This is a genomic window from Ramlibacter sp. G4-7 (genome assembly GCF_057784995.1).
The window spans coordinates 37,116-54,320 of record NZ_JBYNTT010000011.1; the positions used below are offsets into that span (position 1 = coordinate 37,116).

Sequence of the window (17,205 nt, forward strand, 5' to 3'; positions counted from 1 at the left end):
ATCCGGCGGCGGGGCGAGAGCCCGCGCTACGCCGGCGGTATCGTCCCGGCCACCACCCGTGGCGCGCCGACCTTGATCGTGCCGTCGGGCCGCTCGTAGGTGCCGGTGAGCATGCCGCTGGCGAGCGCGCGCTGCTGGATCGCTTCCACGACCTCGTCCCGTCCCGGCGTCTTGCCGAAGTCGGCGCCCGGGCCGAGGGCGAACAGCTGGAAGACATAGCGGTGCTGGCCGTGGCCGGGCGGCGGGTCGGGCGGCAGCCAGCCGCTGCGGAAGAAGGAGTTGCGCCCCTCGTGCACGTGCGAGCCTTCGTGGCCCGGGCTGTCCAGCGCGCCTTCGTGCAGGTTGCCGTCCTCGCCCGGCAGGCCGACCACGATGGCGTGCACCAGCGGCTCGCCCGTGGGCGCATCGGCATCCTCGACGATCAGCACGACGCTTTCCGTGCCGGTGGGCACGCCTTGCCAGTGCAGCGGCGGCGACACACCTTCACCATCGGCCGTGTAGCGCGCCGGGATGGGTGCGTGGTCGGCGAACGCCAGGCTGCCGACCTGCAGCAGGCCCTGGCCGGTGCGCAGGCCGCTGCGGTTGAACACGATCTTCTCCAGGCCGGCGCGCCGGTCGCGCAGCACATGGCCCACCGCCGGCGGCAGTTTCTCGAGCATGGGACGCCTCCTTCACTGACGGTGTAACGCGGGCGCGGCGCGGCAGATGTCGGACGGCTTCTCTTGCGTGGCGGCCGCGGGTTCAGTCGGCAGTGCCGGGCCCGGCTTCGACCAGGCTCAGCATGCGCTGCACCTCGCCCAGGTCCACCGGCTTGGTGAGGTGCACGTCGAAGCCGGCGGCCAGGCTCTTCGCCCGGTCTTCCTCGGTGCCCCAGCCGGTGAGCGCCACCAGGACGGGGCGGTTCGCGCCGGGCAGCGCCCGCAGCCTGCCGGCAGTTTCGTAGCCGTTCATGCCCGGCATGCCGATGTCCAGGAACACCACCGCCGGGTCCTGCGCCGCCGCGATGCGCAGCGCGCTGGCGCCGTCATGCGCCAGGTGCACCTCGTGCCCGCCTTGCGCGACCACCATCGACAGGGTCTCGGCAGCGTCCCGGTTGTCGTCGACGATCAGCACCTTCCTGCGCTGCGCCGCGCGCGGGGCGATCGCCAGCGCGTCCGCGTCCGGCCGGGCGTGCGGGCTCTGCGCGCGCGGCAGCCACACCGTGAAGCGGCTGCCCGCACCGGGCCCGGCGCTCTCGGCGCGCACCCGGCCGCCATGCATCTCCGCCAGCGACTTGACGACGCTCAGGCCGATGCCCAGCCCGCCCTGCGCGCGCTCCAGGTGCTGGTCCACCTGCACGAAGCGTTCGAACACCCGATCCAGCAGGTCGCGCGGGATGCCGATGCCGTCGTCCTCCACGATCACCGCGATGCCTTCGCCGTCCTCGACCGCCCGCACGGCGACGCGGCCCCCGGGCGGGGTGTACTTGGCCGCGTTGTTCAGGAGATTGCCCACCACCTGCACCAGCCGCGTCATGTCGCCGTGCACGTGCCAGCGCGGGTCCACGCCCTCCCAGGACAGCCGGTGCCCCTGCGCGTCCAGCAGCGGCCGGCAGGCGTCCACGGCGTGCTGCAGCACGGTGTCGAGCTGCAGCGTCTCGCGACTGAGCACGATCTTGCCGCGGCTGATGCGGGCGATGTCCAGCAGTTCGTCCACCAGCCGCACCATGTGATTGAGCTGCCGCTCCATGATCTGGCGCACGCGCTCCTCCTCGGCGGTGGCAGGGCTGCGCTTGAGGATGTGCAACCCGGTGCGCAGCGGCGCCAGCGGGTTGCGCAGTTCGTGCGCGAGGGTCGCCAGGAAGTCGTCCTTCTGCCGGTCGGCGCGGCGCAGCGCCTCCTGCGCCTGCCACAGGTCGGTGATGTCGCGCGTGACGCCGAGCACGTGACGCACGACCCCGTCCGCGTCCGGTTCGGGCACCAAGCGCGAGGAGAAGTGGCGCTGCGTGCCGCGATCGTCCTGCTCGAACTGGATGCCCAGCGGCCGGCCCTCGTCGAACACCTTGCGCAGCGCGCGGTTCCACTGCTCGCACAAGGCGCCCGGCATGCCGAGTTCCTCGTTGGTGCGCCCCAGGAACAGCTCCGGGGCCAGCCCCGTCAACCGTTCCACCGCGGCGTTGACGAACACGTGGCGCAGCTCGCGGTCGAAGCGGGCGATGACGTCGGGGGAGTTGTCGGCCAGCGTGCGCAGCTCGCGCTGGCGTTCCTGCTCGCTGGCGCGCAGGGCGGCTTCGGCTTCGCGGCGCTGGGTCACGTCCACGCAGGCGCCGGTCATGGTCTTGGCCCTTCCGGCCGCGTCGACGAAGGTGCGGCCGCGGTCGTACAGCCAGTGCACCGAGCCGTCCGGGTAGACCACCCGGAACTCCATCTCGAAATCGGCCGCCTCGTCGCGGCAGCGCTCGCAGCGCGCGATGACGCCCGCACGGTCGTCCGGGTGCACCAGCGCGACGAACTGGTCGAGGCTGCGCACGACCTGGCCCGGGCGCAGGCCGAACAGCCGGTCGAGCGCGCTGTCCCAGCTGAGCTTGTTGTTCTGGATGTCCCAGTGGAAGGTGCCGGTGTGGCTGGCCGCGAGGGCGACTTCCATCGCCTGTTCCGAAGCCTTGCGCGCACTGATGTCGATCGCCGTGCCGAGCACGCGCACGCAGCGGCCGTCCGCGTCGAAGATGCCGCGGCCCTTGGCGGCCACCCAGCGCACCAGCCCGTCCTCGCGGCCCACGGTGCGGTACTCGACGTCGTAGAGCGCGCGCCGTGCCGGGTCGCAGGCGGCCGCGAAGGCGGCGGAAGTCGCCTCCAGGTCGTCCGGATGCAGGCCGGCGTAGAAGTCGGCCAGGGTGACGGGTTCATCGGCCGTGATGCCGAACATCCCCCGAACGCGCGCCGGCCAGTAAAGCGTGCCCGATGCGGGATTCAAGTCCCAGAAGCCGACCTCCGCCGCCTCGGTGGCGAGGCGCAGCTGCTCTTCCTTCTCCAGCAGCGCTTGCTGCGCGGCGTCCATCGCCGTCACATCGTGGCCTTCGCAGAAGATGCCGGTCACGCGCCCGCCGTCGTCGAAGACGGGGGCGAACACGAAGTCCAGCAGCACTTCACGTTCGGGCGACGCCGGCGTGTCCCGCAAGCGCGTGCGCAGGCCGTGCGCCACGTGCCGCAGGCCGGTGCGGTAGACCTCGTCCAGCCGCTCGTAGTAGCCCTGGCCCGCGATGTCGGGGAAGGCCTCGCGGATGGTCTTGCCCACGATGTCGCCGCGCTGGAACAGGCGGCGGTGCGCGTCGTTGACGAACTCGAACCGGTGCTCGGGGCCGCTGAGCGTGCAGATGAAACCCGGTGCCTGCTCGAACATGCGCTGCTGCCTGCGCATCTCGTCCGCGCGCCTGTGGGCCATGCGCACGGACGCCGTGGTTTCCACCGCCGAACAGAAGATGCCGCCGATCGCGCCGTCGTCGTCCAGCAGCGGCGTGTACGAGAAGCTGAAGTAGCTGGGACCGTCGCCGCCGCGGCCGGCCAGGTCGAAGGGCATGTTCTCGTGCCACTGCGCCTCGCCGCGCAGCACCGCGCCGTTGAGCACCGACAAGGTGTCCCAGATCTCGCTCCACACCTGCGCCATGGGACGGCCCAGCGCGTGCGGATGCTTGTCGCCGCAGATCGGGATGTAGCCGTCGTTGTAGAGGGAGACGAGCTGCGGCCCCCAGCCGATGAACATCGGCTGGCGCGCGCGCAGCATCAGGCTGACGGCGGTCTTGAGCGACTGCGGCCACGACGAGGGCGCCCCCAGCGGCGTGTCGTGCCACGGAAAACCGCGCATGCACGCGCCCATTTCGCCGCCGCCCTGCAGGAAGGCGGGACCGGATTCTCCAGAGTTGCCCATGCGGCCCTCCCTGGGCGATGGTGGATTCGGACCCTGGCGGACAGCGCACACGGTCGAGCACGCTGCGGGACCAGGCCCCGGAAGCCGGTCATTATGCTTAGTTCAACCGCTGGACGGGCTTGCGGCGCCGGCGGGTGTCAGCTCGGCACAATGGCGCCAGCATGGCCCCCGCCGCGGTCCCGCGCCGCATCCTGCCCGTCATCGTGCTGTCGCAATTCGCCGGCACGTCCCTGTGGTTCGCGGTGAACGCGGTCCTGCCCGACCTGCAGCGGCGCTGGGGCCTGCCGCCTTCGGCGCTGGCCACGGTCACCACCGCCGTCCAGCTCGGCTTCGTCGCGGGCACGCTGGTGTTCGCGCTGCTGACGCTCGCCGACCGCTTCCCGCCGACGCGCGTGTTCCTCGCCTGCGCCCTGGCGGGCGCTGCCTGCAATGCGGCCATCGCGACGCTGGACGGCCAGTACACGCTGCTCGTCACCCTGCGCTTCGCCGTCGGTTTCCTGCTGGCGGGCATCTATCCGGTGGGGATGAAGATCGCCGCCAGCTGGTACCGCGAAGGCCTGGGCGCCGCGCTGGGCGTGCTGATCGGCGCGTTGGTGCTGGGCACCGCCTTGCCGCACGGGCTGCGCGCGCTGGCGGGGGAGGATGCGCTCGCGACCGCCACCGGCGGCCTGCAGCCGTGGCAATGGGTGGTGCTGTCCGTCTCGGTGCTCGCCGCGCTGGGCGGGATCGCAACGGCCTGGCTGGTGCCCGAGCCCGCGGGGCGCAGCGGCGCGCCGGTGCGCGTGCGCGCGCTGGCGGCGATCTGGCGCGAGCCGCGCCTGCGCGGCTCCGTGTTCGGCTACTTCGGGCACATGTGGGAGCTCTATTCGCTGTACGTGCTCGTGCCCGTGCTCGTCGCGACCCGCTATGCCGGCAGCGACGTGAGCGCGCTGTCCTTCTGGACCATCGCCGCGGGCGCGCTCGGTTGCGCGGGCGGCGGCCTTTTGGTACAGCGCCTGGGCAGCGCGCGCGTCGCCCGCTGGCAGCTCGCCGCCAGCGGCACCTGCTGCGTGCTCGCGCCCGTGATGCTCGCCGCGCCGGCGCCGCTGTTCATCGCGTGGCTGCTGCTGTGGGGTCTCACGGTGGTGGGCGATTCGCCCCAGTTTTCCGCGCTCACCGCGCGCAATGCGCCGCCGGAGGTGGTCGGCAGCGTGCTCACCTTCAGCAACTGCATCGGCTTCGCGATCTCGGTGGCCAGCATCGAGCTGTTCGTCCGCGCCGCGCAGGCCTGGCCGCTGGCGAGCGTGCTGCCCTGGCTGGGGCTCGGCCCGCTGCTGGGCGTGCTGGCGATGCGGCCGCTGTTCCGCGCAGGCTCCTAGAATCGGCGCACTCAAGGAGATCCCCGTGCGCCGTACCTTCCTCTCTCTCGCCCTGCTTGCCGCTGCTTCGCTTCTCGGCAGCGCGGCGCAGGCCGACACCTGGCCCAGCAAGCCGATCAAGGCCATCGTTCCCTTCGCGCCCGGCAGCGCCACCGACCAGATCGGCCGCGCCTTCGCCGCCGAGATGGCCAGGACCCTGGGCCAACCGATCATCGTGGACAACAGGCCCGGCGTGAACGGGATGCTGGGCGCGTCCGAAGTCGCGAAGGCGCAGCCGGACGGCTACACGCTCCTGATCGGCACCAACAGCACGAACGCGGCGCTGAAAAGCCTGATGAAGCAGCTGCCCTACAACCAGGACACCGCCTTCGCGCCCCTGGGCTACATGGGCTCGGTGCCGCTGATCGTGGCGGTCAACAACGACGTTCCCGCGAAGAACCTGCGCGAGCTGGTGGCGCTGGCCAAGGCCAAGCCGGGCAACGTGACGTTTGCCAGCGCCAGCACCTCGCAGCTGGTGTCCACGGAAATGCTCGCCAGCATGGCCGGCATCCAGATGACCAACGTGCCGTACAAGAGCGGACCCGCCGCCATGACCGACCTGATCGGGGGGCAGGTGATGCTGTTCACGGCGGACTTCGCGGTGATGCTGCCGCAGGTCAAGGGCGGCAAGGTGCGCGGCCTGGCGGTGACCTCGACCAGGCGTTCGCCCGCGATCCCCGAACTGCCGACGGTGAACGAGGCGCTGGGGCTGAAGGACTACGAGCTGATCGCCTACTTCGCCATGTTCGCGCCCGCGGGCACCCCGCCCGACATCGTCGCCAAGCTGAACCAGGCGATCAACGCAGCGGCCAGCACCAAGGAGCTGCAGGAGAAGTTCGCGCCCATCGGCTTCGTCGTCGAACCCGGCACGCCGCAGGCGCTGGAGCAGCGCACGAAGGCCGAGACGGCCAAGTGGGCGAAGGCGATCAAGGACGCGAAGATCGAGCCGCAGTGAATGGCAGCGCGGCGACGCGCGCCGTCGCCGCGCGGCCTGTCATCGCACGAAGGCCTGTCATGGCGGGTCAAGCCCGCGATGACTTCGTCGCGCTGTCCTTCCAGGCGCTTGCCTCGTCCAGCCGCCGCAGCGTCTCCGGCGGCAGCCGCAGCTGGGCCGCCTTGACCAGGTCCCGCAACTGCGCCAGCGAGGTGGCGCTGGCGATCGGAGAGGTGACGGCCGGCTGCGCGAGCAGCCAGGCGATCGCCACCTGGCCGGGCGTGCACGCGTTCTCGCGCGCGGCCGCGTCCAGCGCCGCGAGGATCTTCAGCCCGCGTTCGTTCAGGTACTTCTTGACCACCCCGCCGCCGCGCGGGCTCTTCGCCACGTCCTCCGGCTTGCGGTACTTGCCGGTGAGGAAGCCGGCAGCCAGGGCATAGAAGTTGATGACACCGAGCTGCTCGCGCTGGCACAGCGCCTGCAGGTCGGCCTCGAACTCGGCGCGGTCGTACAGGTTGTACAGGGGCTGCAGCGACTCGTAGCGGGGCAGGCCCTGGCGCGCGCTGACCTGCAGAGCCTCGGCGAGCCGCGGCGCCGTGTAGTTGGAGGCCCCGATCACGGCCACCTTGCCTTCTTCCACCAGCCGCGCGAAGGCCTGCAGCGTCGCCTCCAGCGGCGTGGACTCGTCGTCGCGATGCGCCTGGTACAGGTCGATGCGGTCCACGTTCAGGCGGCGCAGCGACGCTTCCACCGCTGCGCGGATGCGCTCGGGCTTCAGTCCGATGCGGCCGTCACCCATGTCCATGCCGACCTTGGTGGCGATCACGACCTTGTCGCGCCGGCCGCCCTGTTTCAGCCAGCGGCCGATCACCGTCTCCGACTCGCCGCCCGTGTGGCCCGGAGCCCAGCGCGAATACACGTCCGCGGTGTCGATGAAGTTGAAGCCGGCGTCCACCCAGGCATCGAGCAGCGAGAAGGAGGTCTTCTCGTCGGTGGTCCAGCCGAAGACATTGCCGCCGAAGCACAGCGGCGAGACCTTCAGGGCCGAGCGGCCCAGTGTGCGGTAGTCCATGGAGGGTTCCTTCAGCGTTGCGACCAGAAGGCCTTCTGCGCGGCGAGCACTTCGCCGGCCACTTCCGGCACGGGGCCGAACAGTTCGACGCTCTTCTGGCAATGGTCGAAGACGTAGCGCGCGGGCACGCTCATCGTCGGGTTCTCGGCGTGGCTGCCCGTGGCCTGCAGCAGCATCTGCTCGGTGAGCCCGAACACGACGCGGCCGATGTTGGCCCAGTAGGCGGTGCCCGCGCACATGCAGCAGGGCTCCACCGAGGTGTAGAGCGTGCACTCCCACAGGTAGTCCGCGGGATAGTTCGTCGCCGCGACGCGCGCCAGGGTGGACTCCGCGTGGTTGACCGTGTCGATGTTGCACTGTTCCAGCAGCACCGTCTCGTGGTCGGGCGCGACCAGGATCGCGCCGAACGGATGGTGGCCCAGCGCCAGCGCGCGCTCGGCGACGACGTTGCAGCGGCGCAGGTGGCGCAGGACCTGCTCGTGGGAGGGCGGCGTGCGCATCGCTCAGACGCCGCCGTGCGGATGCGTGGGGTCGACCCACAGCACCTGCTCGGGCTTCTCCACCGGCTCGATGTCCAGGTTCACGGCCACGGCCTGGCCGTCGCTGCGGCACAGGACACATTCGAGCACCTCGGTGCGGCTGGCGTTGATCTCCTGGTGCGGCACGTAGGGCGGCACGTAGATGAAGTCGCCCGGCCCGGCCTCGGCCGTGAACTCCAGGCGCTCGCCCCAGCGCATGCGCGCGCGGCCTTTCACCACGTAGATCACGCTTTCGAGGGGGCCGTGATGGTGCGCCCCGGTCTTCGCATCGGGATGAATGTGCACCGTACCCGCCCACAGCTTCTGCGCACCGACGCGGGCGAAGTTGATGGCGGCCTTGCGGTCCATGCCGGGCGTCTGCGCCGTGTTCGCATCGAGCTGGTTGCCGGGGACCACGCGCACGCCGTCGCGCTTCCACCTGGCGTCGCCTTCGGGTGGGTCGGTGGGATGGGGATGCTCGCTCATGGAGGCAGCGTACACGGATTGCGGCGGCAAGCACAATGCAGGACATGAGCGACGAGAACCTTCCGGTGCTGGACACCGATGCGCTGCGCGCGCTCGCGCGACAGAAGGCCGGCAACGGCTGCCCCGCCTGCGCGGCGATCCGGGCCCCGGGCTGGGAGGCACTGCCCGGGTCCTTCGATGCGGCGCGGCTGCGCAAGGTGGCCACGCTGCGCCGCCCCGGGGACGACGATCCCACGCTGGAGGAATACCACCCGGCGGGCACGCGCTCGTGGTCGCCGGATGCGCCGATCGCTGCGGCTTTCTTCCCCTACAACCGCTGCGAGGTCTGGGAGTGCGCGTCGTGCGGCCGGCCCTTCCTGCGCTACACGGAGTTCGGCGGTTACTACGTGGAGGAGCGCATCCGTGAGCTGGACGCCGCCAAGGTCGCGAGCGCATAGCAACTTTCGTCTGCACGTGCGTGGATGACAGCGGCTGCGGTGCTCATCCTGCAAGGCGTGTCGCCAGGCAGCTCTACCCTTGCGACCATGAAGAGGAAGTTCGAATGCATGGCCTTCGCGGCCTGCCTGGCCCTGGGCGCAGCCGCGCACGCCGCCCCTGCCAGGCAACCCGCCAAGCCGGCTCCCATGACCCGGGCGCAGTACGAGGTCGAGAAGACGAAGATCGAGGCGGAGTACAAGGCCAACGAGAAGCTGTGCGACAGCCTGCACGGCCAGCGCGGGAAGGTGTGCGACGCGGAGGCCAAGGGGCGGGCCGAGGCCTTGAAGGCCGAGCTCGAGGCGCGCTTCAAGCCCAGCCCCGAGGCATCGCAGAAGGCCAAGAAGGTCACGGCAGAGGCGAACTACCAGGCGGCGAAGGCCAAGTGCCAGGCCTTGGGCGGCAATGCCGAGGACCGCTGCGTGAAGGAGGCCAAGGCCGCGCGCGAAGCCGCCATCCGCCAGGCGAAGGTGGAGAAGGTGCGGGAAACCGGCGGGGCGTTCGCCAGCAGCGTGTCCAAACGCCCGGTCAAGGGGCTCGATTCCTGAGCGCGCCCGCCGGGCGCCGGCACCGGTTCGGGCGCTGTAGTCGCAGTCCCACAAGCGATCCGAGAGGGCTCCTACCGCTGGGGCAGGGGCCTGCCGCGTTTTGTGGAGTGGACCCGTTCCAAAATTCTCCATCCGCTGAAAGGACCCTCCCCATGAAACAGTTCACCAGCCTCGCCGTCGCGCTGTGCCTCGGCTTCGCCGGCTCCGCCTTCGCCGCCGACAACGCCGCCATGAGCAAGGACGCTTACAAGGCGGCCAAGGAAAAGATCGAGGCGCAGGCCAAGACCGACAAGAAGGCCTGCGACGCCATGAAGGCCAACGCCAAGGACGTCTGCGAGGCGGAAGCCAAGGGCAAGGAGAAGGTCGCCAAGGCCGAGCTCGATGCGCAGAACAAGCCCGGCGCCAAGGCCGACGAGAAGGTGAAGATGGCCAAGGCCGACGCCGACTACAGCGTCGCCAAGGAAAAGTGCGAGGACCAGAAGGGCGCCGCCCAGTCCGCGTGCAAGAAGGAAGCGAAGGCCACGCACGACAAGCTGAAGGCCGAAGCCAAGGCCGACGCCAAGACGGCGGATGCCAAGGCGGACGCGAAGGCGGATGCGAAGGCGGACGCGAAGGCGGATGCCAAGGCGGATGCCAAGGCGGACGCGAAGAAGAAGTCCTGAGCGCGCGCCCATGAAAAAAGCGGCCTGCGGGCCGCTTTTTCCTTGCGTGCGCCGGTCAGCCGTGGCGGTGGATCACCACCGTGCGGTGGGCAACGTCACGGCCGTGGTGCGAGGGATGCACGATCACCACCTTCTTGGCGTGGTGGTGGGTCGGGTGCTTGACCACGACGACCCTGTGCATGGGATGCCAGTAGCCGGGGTGGTCGTCCTGGCGGTCGTTGGTGCGAACGATGTGCTTGGTCACGGTGCCGTGCGGCGTCACGCGCGTCACGGTGGTCTCATGGGTTGACGCAAAGGCAGAGCCGGCGACGGTGACCGCCAGGCCCAGGGCAAGGGTCTGCAGTTTCATGGAGGACTCCTGATGTGTGGATATTGGGATTGCGCCGCGAGGACACACTTCTTTGACGCGCGAGGGGCCGCGGCGGTTGAAGGGGCGCGGCGACGCCGGGTGCCGGAGGCGGACTACTCGAGCCCGACGCCCCGCAGGTAGGCGTCCAGCGCCTTGCCTGCGGTCGCTTCCAGGTCGAAAACGTCCGGATCCAGCAGCCAGTTCTGGATGAAGCCGTCCAGCATGGCATGCAGCCCATGGGCCGCCACGATGGCGGGCACGGCCAGCTTCACGCCGCGGGCCTGCGCGCTGCGCAGGAGCATGTGGCGAAAGCGCTCGGTCCACAGCTCGCGGGTCTGCAGGTGGCGCTCGCGCACCGCGCACAGGCTGTCCACGTACTCCACCATGTGCGTCGCGACCTCGAAGACGCGGCGGGTCTGCGGGTCGTTGACGGTCTGCCGCAAGGCCGAGCGCACCGCCTTCTTCAGGCCGGGCAGGGGATCGTCCTGGGTCTGCGCGTCCGCCAGAGACAACGCGCTTTGCAGGGGCATTGCCACGCGGTCCATCATCGCGTTGAACAGGTCCGCCTTGTCCTTGAAGTGCCAGTAGATCGCCCCGCGGGTGGTGCCGGCCGCCTGCGCGATGTCGTTGAGGGACGTGCCGGCCACCCCCTGCGCCAGGAACACGTGCTCCGCCGCGTCGAGCAGCGCGTGGCGGGTGGCGAGGGCTTCTTCCTTCGTGCGGCGGACCATGGCCCCGCGAATATACATGCAATCCTGTATGTATATACTCGCGGGCTTGCGTTGGCCTGCAGTCCGGGCCGTTTTCCCGCTCCTCATACGAATACTCCGATGGCTGCTCGCTTGCCGCAGATTCCTGCATGGTCCTTCCTGTCCCCCCTCGTGCTCGTGCTGGCCGCCTGCGGCCAGGGCAATAGCGGCGCCCCGCAGCAGGCCGGCGGCGGCATGCCGCCGCCGGAAGTCGGCGTGGTGCGCGTCGTCACCGGCGACGTCGGCCTCGTGCGCGAATTGCCCGGCCGCCTGGAGGCGTCGCGCGTTGCGCAGGTGCGCGCGCAGGCCACCGGCATCGTGCTCAAGCGCGAGTTCCGCGAAGGCAGCGACGTGCGCGCCGGCCAGGTGCTGTTCCGCATCGACCCAGGCCCTTACGCGGCGCAGGCTTCCAGCGCGCAGGCCAACGTGGCCAAGGCGCAGGCGGCTTTCGCGAAGGCGCAGGCGCTGGAGCAGCGCTACCGTCCGCTGGTCGAAGCCAACGCGATCAGCAAGCAGGAGTACGCCGACGCGGTCGCGGCCGAGAAACAGGCCGAGGCCGACGTGGCGGCGGCGCGCGCGGCGCTGCGCAGCGCCGACATCAACCTCGGTTACACCCGCGTCAACGCCCCCATCTCCGGGCGGATCGGCCGCGCGCTCGTCACCGAGGGGGCGCTGGTCAGCCAGGGCGAGGCGACGCAGCTGGCAGTGATCCAGCAGATCGACCCGCTCTACGTCAACTTCACGCAGTCGGCAGGCGAAGTGACCGAGCTGCGCCGGGCGCTGCAGGAAGGGCGCCTCAAGCGCGCCGGCAGCGAAGGCGCGCAGGTGCGCGTGCAGCTGGAGGACGGCAGCCTGCATCCGCAGGCCGGCCGCCTGCTCTTCGCCGACCTCACCGTGGACCCGAACACGGGCCAGGTGACGCTGCGCGCCGAAGTGCCCAACCCCCGCGGCATGCTGCTGCCCGGCATGTTCGTGCGCGTGCAGATCGAACAGGCCAAGGCGAGCAACGCGCTGCTGCTGCCGCAGCAGGCCGTCACGCGCACGCCGCAGGGCGACACCGTGACGGTCGTGGACGACAAGGGCCAGGTGAGCCAGCGCACGATCAAGATCGGCGGCTCGCAGGACAGCCAGTGGGTGGTGCTGAGCGGCCTCACCGCCGGCGAGCAGGTGATGGTCGACGGCTTCCAGAAGGTGCGCCCGGGCTCGCCGGTGAAGCCCGTGCCCTGGAGCGCGAGTCCCGGGACGGCGGGGACGGCCGCGGCGCCGGCCGCGCCTGGGTCCAGGCCAGCCGCGTCCGCTTCCGCGGCGGCGCCTGCATCCGCCGCGGCACCTGCGGCATCCGCGGCCGCGTCCCAGGCGAAGAAGGGCTGAGCGTCCATGGCCAAGTTCTTCATCGACCGGCCCATCTTCGCGTGGGTGATCGCGCTGTTCATCATCGTGGTCGGCTCGGTGGCCATCACCAAGCTGCCGATCGCGCAGTACCCGCCGGTGGCACCGCCCGCGATCGTGCTGACCGCCGCCTACCCGGGCGCTTCCGCGCGCACGCTGGAGGAAAGCGTGATCAGCGTGATCGAGCAGGAAATGAACGGCTCGCCGGGCATGATCTACATGGAGTCGGTCACGCAGGCGAACGGCGTGGGCCAGATCACCATCAGCTTCGAGCCGGGCACCAACCCCGACCTGGCGCAGGTGGACGTGCAGAACCGACTCGCGCGGGCGACGCCCCGGCTTCCCGCGGCGGTGACGCAGCAGGGCGTGCGCGTGGAAAAGTCGCGCTCGAACTTCCTGCTGTTCACGATCCTGTCCTCGGACGATCCCAACTTCACGCCGGTGGACCTGGGTGACTACGCCTCGCGCTCGGTGCTGCCGGAAATCCAGCGCATCTCCGGCGTCGGCCAGGCGCAGCTGTTCGGCACCGAGGCCGCCATGCGCGTGTGGATCGATCCGCAGAAGCTGGTCGGCTACAACCTGTCGGCCGCCGACGTGAACGCCGCCATCCGCGCGCAGAACGCGCAGGTTTCCGCCGGCACCATCGGCGACCTGCCCAACATTCCGGGCCAGACCGTGGCCGCGACCATCGTGGTGCCGGGACAGCTCACCAACGTGGAGCAGTTCGGCAACATCGTGCTGCGCTCCACGCCCGGCGGCGCCACCGTGCGGCTGAAGGACGTCGCGCGGGTGGAGCTCAACGCCCAGACCTTCGCGACGGCGGCACGCCTGAACGGCAAGCCATCGACCGGCATCGGCGTGCAGCTGGCGCCGTCGGGCAACGCGCTGGCCACCGCCGACGCCATCCGCAAGCGCATGGGCGAGCTCGCTCCCTACTTCCCCAAGGGCATGAAGTGGGACATCCCGTACGACAGCTCCCGTTTCGTGCGCATCTCGATCACCCAGGTGGTCGAGACCCTGGTCGAGGCGGTGGTGCTGGTGTTCCTGGTCATGTTCCTGTTCCTGCAGAACTGGCGCTACACCATCATCCCGACGCTGGTCGTGCCGGTGGCCCTGCTGGGCACCTTCGGCGCGCTGCTGGCGCTGGGCTTTTCCATCAACGTGCTGACCATGTTCGGCATGGTGCTGGTGATCGGCATCGTGGTGGACGATGCGATCGTGGTGGTGGAGAACGTGGAGCGCATCATGAGCCACGAGGGCCTGCCGCCACGCGAGGCCACGCGCAAGGCGATGGGGCAGATCCAGGGCGCCATCATCGGCGTGACCGTGGTGCTGATCTCGGTGTTCGTGCCGCTGGCCTTCTTCGCCGGCTCCACGGGCAACATCTACCGCCAGTTCGCGGCGGTGATGCTGGCCTCCATCAGCTTCTCGGCGCTCATGGCGCTGTCGCTCACCCCGGCGCTTTGCGCGACGCTGCTCAAGCCGGTGGAAGCCGGCCACCACGTGGAGAAGCGCGGCTTCTTCGGCGGCTTCAACCGCTTCTTCACGCGCACGGCCAAGGGCTACGAGTCGCTGGTGTCGCGGCTGCTGCGCCGCGCGGCGCGCTACATGATCGTCTACGGCGTCATCGCTGGCGTGGCGGCGCTGGTCTACACGCGCCTGCCGACCTCCTTCCTGCCGCAGGAAGACCAGGGCAACATCCTGGTGAACGTGCAGCTGCCGCCCGGCGCGACGCTGCAGCGGACGACGGCCGTGATGGAGCAGGTGGAGAGCTTCATCCTCAAGCAGCCCGAGGTGCAGAGCATGGTCGGCGTGCTGGGCTTCTCCTTCTCCGGCCAGGGGCAGAACGCGGGCCTCGCCTTCGTGACGCTGAAGGACTGGGACCAGCGCAAGGGCGAGGAACACTCGGCCCAGGCGCTGGCCGGCCGGGCCTTCGGCGCGCTCTCCGCGATCCGCGATGCCTTCATCTTCCCGCTCAGCCCGCCGCCCATCCCGGAACTGGGCGTGGCCTCCGGCTTCACCTTCCGCCTGCAGGACCGCGGCGGCAACGGCCACGATGCGCTGGTCGCCGCACGCAACCAGCTGCTCGGGCTGGCCGGCAAGAGCAAGTTGCTCGCGCAGGTGCGTCCCGACGGCCTGGAAGACGCGCCGCAGCTGCAGGTGGACATCGACCGCGACAAGGCGCAGGCGCTGGGCGTGAGCTTCGATGCGATCAACGCGACGCTGTCGACGGCGCTGGGTTCCTCCTACGTCAACGACTTCCCGAACCGCGGCCGCCTGCAGCGCGTGGTGGTGCAGGCGGATGCGCCCGCGCGCATGCAGCCGGAAGACCTGCTGCGCCTGAACGTGCCCAGCACGCAAGGCAGCGTGGTGCCCCTGTCGTCCTTCGCGAGCACGCGCTGGGTCAACGGCGCCATGCAGAGCGTGCGCTACAACGGCTATCCGGCCATGCGCATCTCGGGCGCGCCGGCGCCCGGCTACAGCACCGGCGCCGCGATGGACGAGATGGAGCGGCTCGCCGCGGAACTGCCTTCCGGCTTCGCCTACGAGTGGACCGGCCAGTCGCGCGAGGAAAAGCTCGCCGGCGCGCAGGCACTGGTGCTCTACGGCTTCGCGGTGCTGGCGGTGTTCCTGTGCCTGGCCGCGCTGTACGAGAGCTGGTCGATCCCGCTGGCGGTGATCCTCGTGGTGCCGCTCGGCGTGCTGGGCGTGCTGCTTGCGACGCTGCTGCGCGGCTACGCCAACGACGTGTACTTCCAGGTGGGACTGATCACGATCATCGGCCTGTCGGCCAAGAACGCCATCCTGATCATCGAGTTCGCCAAGGACCTGCAGGCGCAGGGCAAGGGCGTGATCGAGTCGGCGCTGGCGGCGGCGCACCTGCGCTTCCGGCCGATCATCATGACCTCGATGGCCTTCGGCCTGGGGGTGCTGCCGCTGGCGATCGCCTCCGGTGCCGGCTCCGCGAGCCAGCGCGCCATCGGCACCGGCGTGCTGGGCGGCATGCTCACCGGCACCACCCTGGCCGTGTTCTTCGTGCCCATCTTCTTCGTCGTGGTGCGCGGCTACTTCAAGGGCAGCGAGCGCCAGCGCAAGCTGTACACGCACGAACTGCAGCGGGAGATGCCCGCGGGCGCCACCGCGGGGGACCAGGTATGAAATCGCACCTCTCCACGCTCGCCGCGGCCCTGCTGCTGGCCGGCTGCTCGATGATCCCGACCTACGAGCGTCCCGCGCCGCCGGTGGCGGGCAGCTTCCCCTATCCGTCGGCGCAGGAAGGCACGCCGCCGGCGCAGCTGCCCTGGCAGGACTTCTTCCCCGACGAGCGCCTGCGCTCGCTGGTGGCCACCGCGCTTGCGAACAACCGCGACCTGCGCGTGGCGGTGCTCAACGTCGCCCAGGCGCGCGCGCAGTACGACATCCGCAACGCGGACCGCTTCCCGACGCTGGCCGCGGGCGTCAACGCGTCGCGCTCGCCCAGCACCATCACCGGCGAGCAGGTGAACAGCTACTCGGCAACGCTGGGCATCAGCAGCTGGGAGATCGACTTCTTCGGCCGCATCGCGGCGCTGAGCGAATCGGCGCTGTCGCAGTACCTCGCGACCGAAGAGGGCCGCAAGGCGGCGCAGATCACCATCGTGGCGAGCGTCGCCAATGCGTGGCTGAACATCGTCGCCGACGAGGAACTGCTGGTGCTCACGCGCGAGACCCTGGCCACCCGCGAGGAGACGCTGCGCCTGACGCGCCTGCGCTTCGAGAACGGCGTGACCAGCGAGATCGATTTCCGCCTGGCCCAGTCGCTGAGCGAGAGCTCGCGCGCCGCTCTGGCGCAGACGCAGCGCCAGCGCGCCAACGACATCAATGCCCTGGCGCTGCTGCTGGGGCAGCCGGTGCCGCCGGAATTCCTCGTGGGCCTGACGACGCGCGACGTGAAGCTGCCCGACGTGCCGGCCGGCCTGCCTTCGGAAGTGCTGGTGCGCCGCCCGGACGTGCGGCAGGCGGAGCAGCAGCTGCGCTCGGCCAACGCCGACATCGGCGCGGCGCGGGCCGCCTTCTTCCCGCGCATCTCCCTGACCGCGGGAATCGGCACGGCGAGCTCGGAGCTGTCCGGCCTGTTCAAGAGCGGTGCCTGGGGCTACACGGTGGCGCCCAGCCTGCTGCAGCCGATCTTCGACGCGGGGCGCAACCGCGCCAACCTCGCATCGGCCGAAGTGGGGCGCGACATCGCGGTCGCGCAGTACGAGCGCAGCATCCAGCAGGCCTTCCGCGACGTCGCCGACGCGCTCGCGGGCCGCGCAACCTACGGCGAGCAACTGCGCGCGCTCGGCGCGGTGGCCGAGGCGGAGGCGGTGCGTTTCCGCCTCGCCCGCCTGCGCTACGAGGGCGGGGTGGCGAGCTACCTGGATTTGCTGGATGCGCAGCGCGCGCTGTTCACGGCGCAGACCGCGCTGGTGCAGTCGCGGCTGGCGAGCCTGCAGAACCAGGTCGCGCTCTACCGCTCACTGGGCGGCGGCTGGACGGAATAGTCGCTGCAGGCGCGGCCGCAGCGGGCGGTGGGCGCAGCGAGCCCCGGCGAATCAGCGCACCACGCGCCGCGGCAGCGACTGCGCCACGCGCAGCAGGCGGCTGACCCGCGTCTGGGCGATGGAGGAGAGCAGGGAGGCGGCGAGCAGCATGTTCTTGTCCGTCAGGCGTTCTTTCGAGGCCTGCATGATCGCCGCGCA

The 17,205-nt window shown here is 70.4% G+C and carries 16 protein-coding genes; 8 read left to right on the plus strand and 8 right to left on the minus strand.

The annotated features are described in order from the left end of the window. Window positions 1-26 precede the first annotated feature (26 nt). On the minus strand, window positions 27-659 hold the full coding sequence (locus tag AC3EGR_RS16185; RefSeq protein WP_488547533.1) for a YbhB/YbcL family Raf kinase inhibitor-like protein: 633 nt from the start codon (window positions 657-659) through the stop codon (window positions 27-29). Between the two features lie 82 nt (window positions 660-741). Further along, entirely contained in the window at window positions 742-3,903 is a 3,162-nt protein-coding gene (locus AC3EGR_RS16190; RefSeq protein WP_488547534.1) for a PAS domain-containing protein, read from the minus strand. Between the two features lie 161 nt (window positions 3,904-4,064). Here AC3EGR_RS16190 and AC3EGR_RS16195 point away from each other — a divergent pair, with 161 nt between their 5' ends. Together AC3EGR_RS16195 and AC3EGR_RS16200 are read left to right on the plus strand one after the other, a co-directional pair. Beyond that, complete coding sequence (locus AC3EGR_RS16195; RefSeq protein ID WP_488547535.1) at window positions 4,065-5,261, plus strand: MFS transporter; 1,197 nt, start codon at window positions 4,065-4,067, stop codon at window positions 5,259-5,261. Between the two features lie 25 nt (window positions 5,262-5,286). Continuing rightward, the gene (locus AC3EGR_RS16200; protein ID WP_488547536.1) at window positions 5,287-6,255 is read left to right on the plus strand and encodes a Bug family tripartite tricarboxylate transporter substrate binding protein; all 969 of its coding nucleotides are present in this window, start codon (window positions 5,287-5,289) and stop codon (window positions 6,253-6,255) included. Window positions 6,256-6,322: 67 nt separating this feature from the next. Here AC3EGR_RS16200 and AC3EGR_RS16205 read toward each other — a convergent pair whose 3' ends face one another. Genes AC3EGR_RS16205 through AC3EGR_RS16215 form a run of 3 tightly spaced genes read right to left on the minus strand, consistent with a single transcriptional unit; the run spans window position 6,323 to window position 8,310 of the window. Continuing rightward, window positions 6,323-7,306 carry an aldo/keto reductase gene (locus tag AC3EGR_RS16205; RefSeq protein WP_488547537.1) on the minus strand — a complete coding sequence of 328 codons (984 nt, stop codon included), beginning with the start codon at window positions 7,304-7,306 and terminating at the stop codon, window positions 6,323-6,325. 11 nt (window positions 7,307-7,317) lie between these two features. Beyond that, on the minus strand, window positions 7,318-7,806 hold the full coding sequence (locus tag AC3EGR_RS16210; protein WP_488547538.1) for a nucleoside deaminase: 489 nt from the start codon (window positions 7,804-7,806) through the stop codon (window positions 7,318-7,320). Between the two features lie 3 nt (window positions 7,807-7,809). Then, the gene (locus AC3EGR_RS16215) at window positions 7,810-8,310 is read right to left on the minus strand and encodes a cupin domain-containing protein (RefSeq protein WP_488547539.1); all 501 of its coding nucleotides are present in this window, start codon (window positions 8,308-8,310) and stop codon (window positions 7,810-7,812) included. 44 nt (window positions 8,311-8,354) lie between these two features. On the opposite strand from AC3EGR_RS16215, the gene AC3EGR_RS16220 reads away from it, so the two are divergent. The 3 genes from AC3EGR_RS16220 to AC3EGR_RS16230 all read left to right on the plus strand — a co-directional run bounded on the left by AC3EGR_RS16220 (window position 8,355) and on the right by AC3EGR_RS16230 (window position 9,994). Continuing rightward, window positions 8,355-8,747: a hypothetical protein gene (locus AC3EGR_RS16220; protein WP_488547540.1), complete on the plus strand. Its 393-nt coding sequence runs from the start codon at window positions 8,355-8,357 to the stop codon at window positions 8,745-8,747. Between the two features lie 87 nt (window positions 8,748-8,834). Next, window positions 8,835-9,332 carry a hypothetical protein gene (locus AC3EGR_RS16225; RefSeq protein WP_488547541.1) on the plus strand — a complete coding sequence of 166 codons (498 nt, stop codon included), beginning with the start codon at window positions 8,835-8,837 and terminating at the stop codon, window positions 9,330-9,332. A 152-nt stretch (window positions 9,333-9,484) separates the two neighbouring features. Then, window positions 9,485-9,994 (plus strand): hypothetical protein, encoded by a 510-nt coding sequence (locus AC3EGR_RS16230; protein WP_488547542.1) that lies wholly within the window; start codon window positions 9,485-9,487, stop codon window positions 9,992-9,994. 55 nt (window positions 9,995-10,049) lie between these two features. On the opposite strand, the gene AC3EGR_RS16235 is transcribed toward AC3EGR_RS16230, so the two are convergent. Both AC3EGR_RS16235 and AC3EGR_RS16240 read right to left on the minus strand, forming a co-directional pair. Then, entirely contained in the window at window positions 10,050-10,343 is a 294-nt protein-coding gene (locus tag AC3EGR_RS16235) for a hypothetical protein (protein ID WP_488547543.1), read from the minus strand. A gap of 113 nt (window positions 10,344-10,456) precedes the next feature. Next, complete coding sequence (locus AC3EGR_RS16240) at window positions 10,457-11,074, minus strand: TetR family transcriptional regulator (RefSeq protein WP_488547544.1); 618 nt, start codon at window positions 11,072-11,074, stop codon at window positions 10,457-10,459. A 99-nt stretch (window positions 11,075-11,173) separates the two neighbouring features. Between AC3EGR_RS16240 and AC3EGR_RS16245 the strand changes: the two genes are divergently transcribed. The 3 genes from AC3EGR_RS16245 to AC3EGR_RS16255 are packed head-to-tail and all read left to right on the plus strand — an operon-like array spanning window position 11,174 to window position 17,007. Next, a complete protein-coding gene (locus tag AC3EGR_RS16245) occupies window positions 11,174-12,463 on the plus strand; it encodes an efflux RND transporter periplasmic adaptor subunit (RefSeq protein WP_488547545.1) in 1,290 nt (429 codons plus the stop codon). Between the two features lie 6 nt (window positions 12,464-12,469). Further along, window positions 12,470-15,640 carry an efflux RND transporter permease subunit gene (locus AC3EGR_RS16250; RefSeq protein WP_488547546.1) on the plus strand — a complete coding sequence of 1,057 codons (3,171 nt, stop codon included), beginning with the start codon at window positions 12,470-12,472 and terminating at the stop codon, window positions 15,638-15,640. Then, window positions 15,637-17,007, plus strand: a complete 1,371-nt coding sequence (locus tag AC3EGR_RS16255) for an efflux transporter outer membrane subunit (protein WP_488547547.1) — start codon at window positions 15,637-15,639, stop codon at window positions 17,005-17,007. The genes AC3EGR_RS16250 and AC3EGR_RS16255 overlap by 4 nt, the downstream gene beginning before the upstream one ends. A 51-nt stretch (window positions 17,008-17,058) precedes the next feature. Here the strand turns inward: AC3EGR_RS16255 and AC3EGR_RS16260 are convergent, their stop codons facing one another. Beyond that, window positions 17,059-17,193 (minus strand): hypothetical protein, encoded by a 135-nt coding sequence (locus AC3EGR_RS16260; RefSeq protein WP_488547548.1) that lies wholly within the window; start codon window positions 17,191-17,193, stop codon window positions 17,059-17,061. Window positions 17,194-17,205 lie beyond the last annotated feature (12 nt).

Bases quoted from the DNA above. Each gene is read 5' to 3' on its own strand.
- AC3EGR_RS16185 (WP_488547533.1), bottom strand. From the start codon at position 659: ATGCTCGAGAAACTGCCGCCGGCGGTGGGCCATGTGCTGCGCGACCGG.
- AC3EGR_RS16190 (WP_488547534.1), bottom strand. From the start codon at position 3,903: ATGGGCAACTCTGGAGAATCCGGTCCCGCCTTCCTGCAGGGCGGCGGC.
- AC3EGR_RS16195 (WP_488547535.1), top strand. From the start codon at position 4,065: ATGGCCCCCGCCGCGGTCCCGCGCCGCATCCTGCCCGTCATCGTGCTG.
- AC3EGR_RS16205 (WP_488547537.1), bottom strand. From the start codon at position 7,306: ATGGACTACCGCACACTGGGCCGCTCGGCCCTGAAGGTCTCGCCGCTG.
- AC3EGR_RS16210 (WP_488547538.1), bottom strand. From the start codon at position 7,806: ATGCGCACGCCGCCCTCCCACGAGCAGGTCCTGCGCCACCTGCGCCGC.
- AC3EGR_RS16215 (WP_488547539.1), bottom strand. From the start codon at position 8,310: ATGAGCGAGCATCCCCATCCCACCGACCCACCCGAAGGCGACGCCAGG.
- AC3EGR_RS16220 (WP_488547540.1), top strand. From the start codon at position 8,355: ATGAGCGACGAGAACCTTCCGGTGCTGGACACCGATGCGCTGCGCGCG.
- AC3EGR_RS16225 (WP_488547541.1), top strand. From the start codon at position 8,835: ATGAAGAGGAAGTTCGAATGCATGGCCTTCGCGGCCTGCCTGGCCCTG.
- AC3EGR_RS16230 (WP_488547542.1), top strand. From the start codon at position 9,485: ATGAAACAGTTCACCAGCCTCGCCGTCGCGCTGTGCCTCGGCTTCGCC.
- AC3EGR_RS16235 (WP_488547543.1), bottom strand. From the start codon at position 10,343: ATGAAACTGCAGACCCTTGCCCTGGGCCTGGCGGTCACCGTCGCCGGC.
- AC3EGR_RS16240 (WP_488547544.1), bottom strand. From the start codon at position 11,074: ATGGTCCGCCGCACGAAGGAAGAAGCCCTCGCCACCCGCCACGCGCTG.
- AC3EGR_RS16245 (WP_488547545.1), top strand. From the start codon at position 11,174: ATGGCTGCTCGCTTGCCGCAGATTCCTGCATGGTCCTTCCTGTCCCCC.
- AC3EGR_RS16250 (WP_488547546.1), top strand. From the start codon at position 12,470: ATGGCCAAGTTCTTCATCGACCGGCCCATCTTCGCGTGGGTGATCGCG.
- AC3EGR_RS16255 (WP_488547547.1), top strand. From the start codon at position 15,637: ATGAAATCGCACCTCTCCACGCTCGCCGCGGCCCTGCTGCTGGCCGGC.
- AC3EGR_RS16260 (WP_488547548.1), bottom strand. From the start codon at position 17,193: ATGCAGGCCTCGAAAGAACGCCTGACGGACAAGAACATGCTGCTCGCC.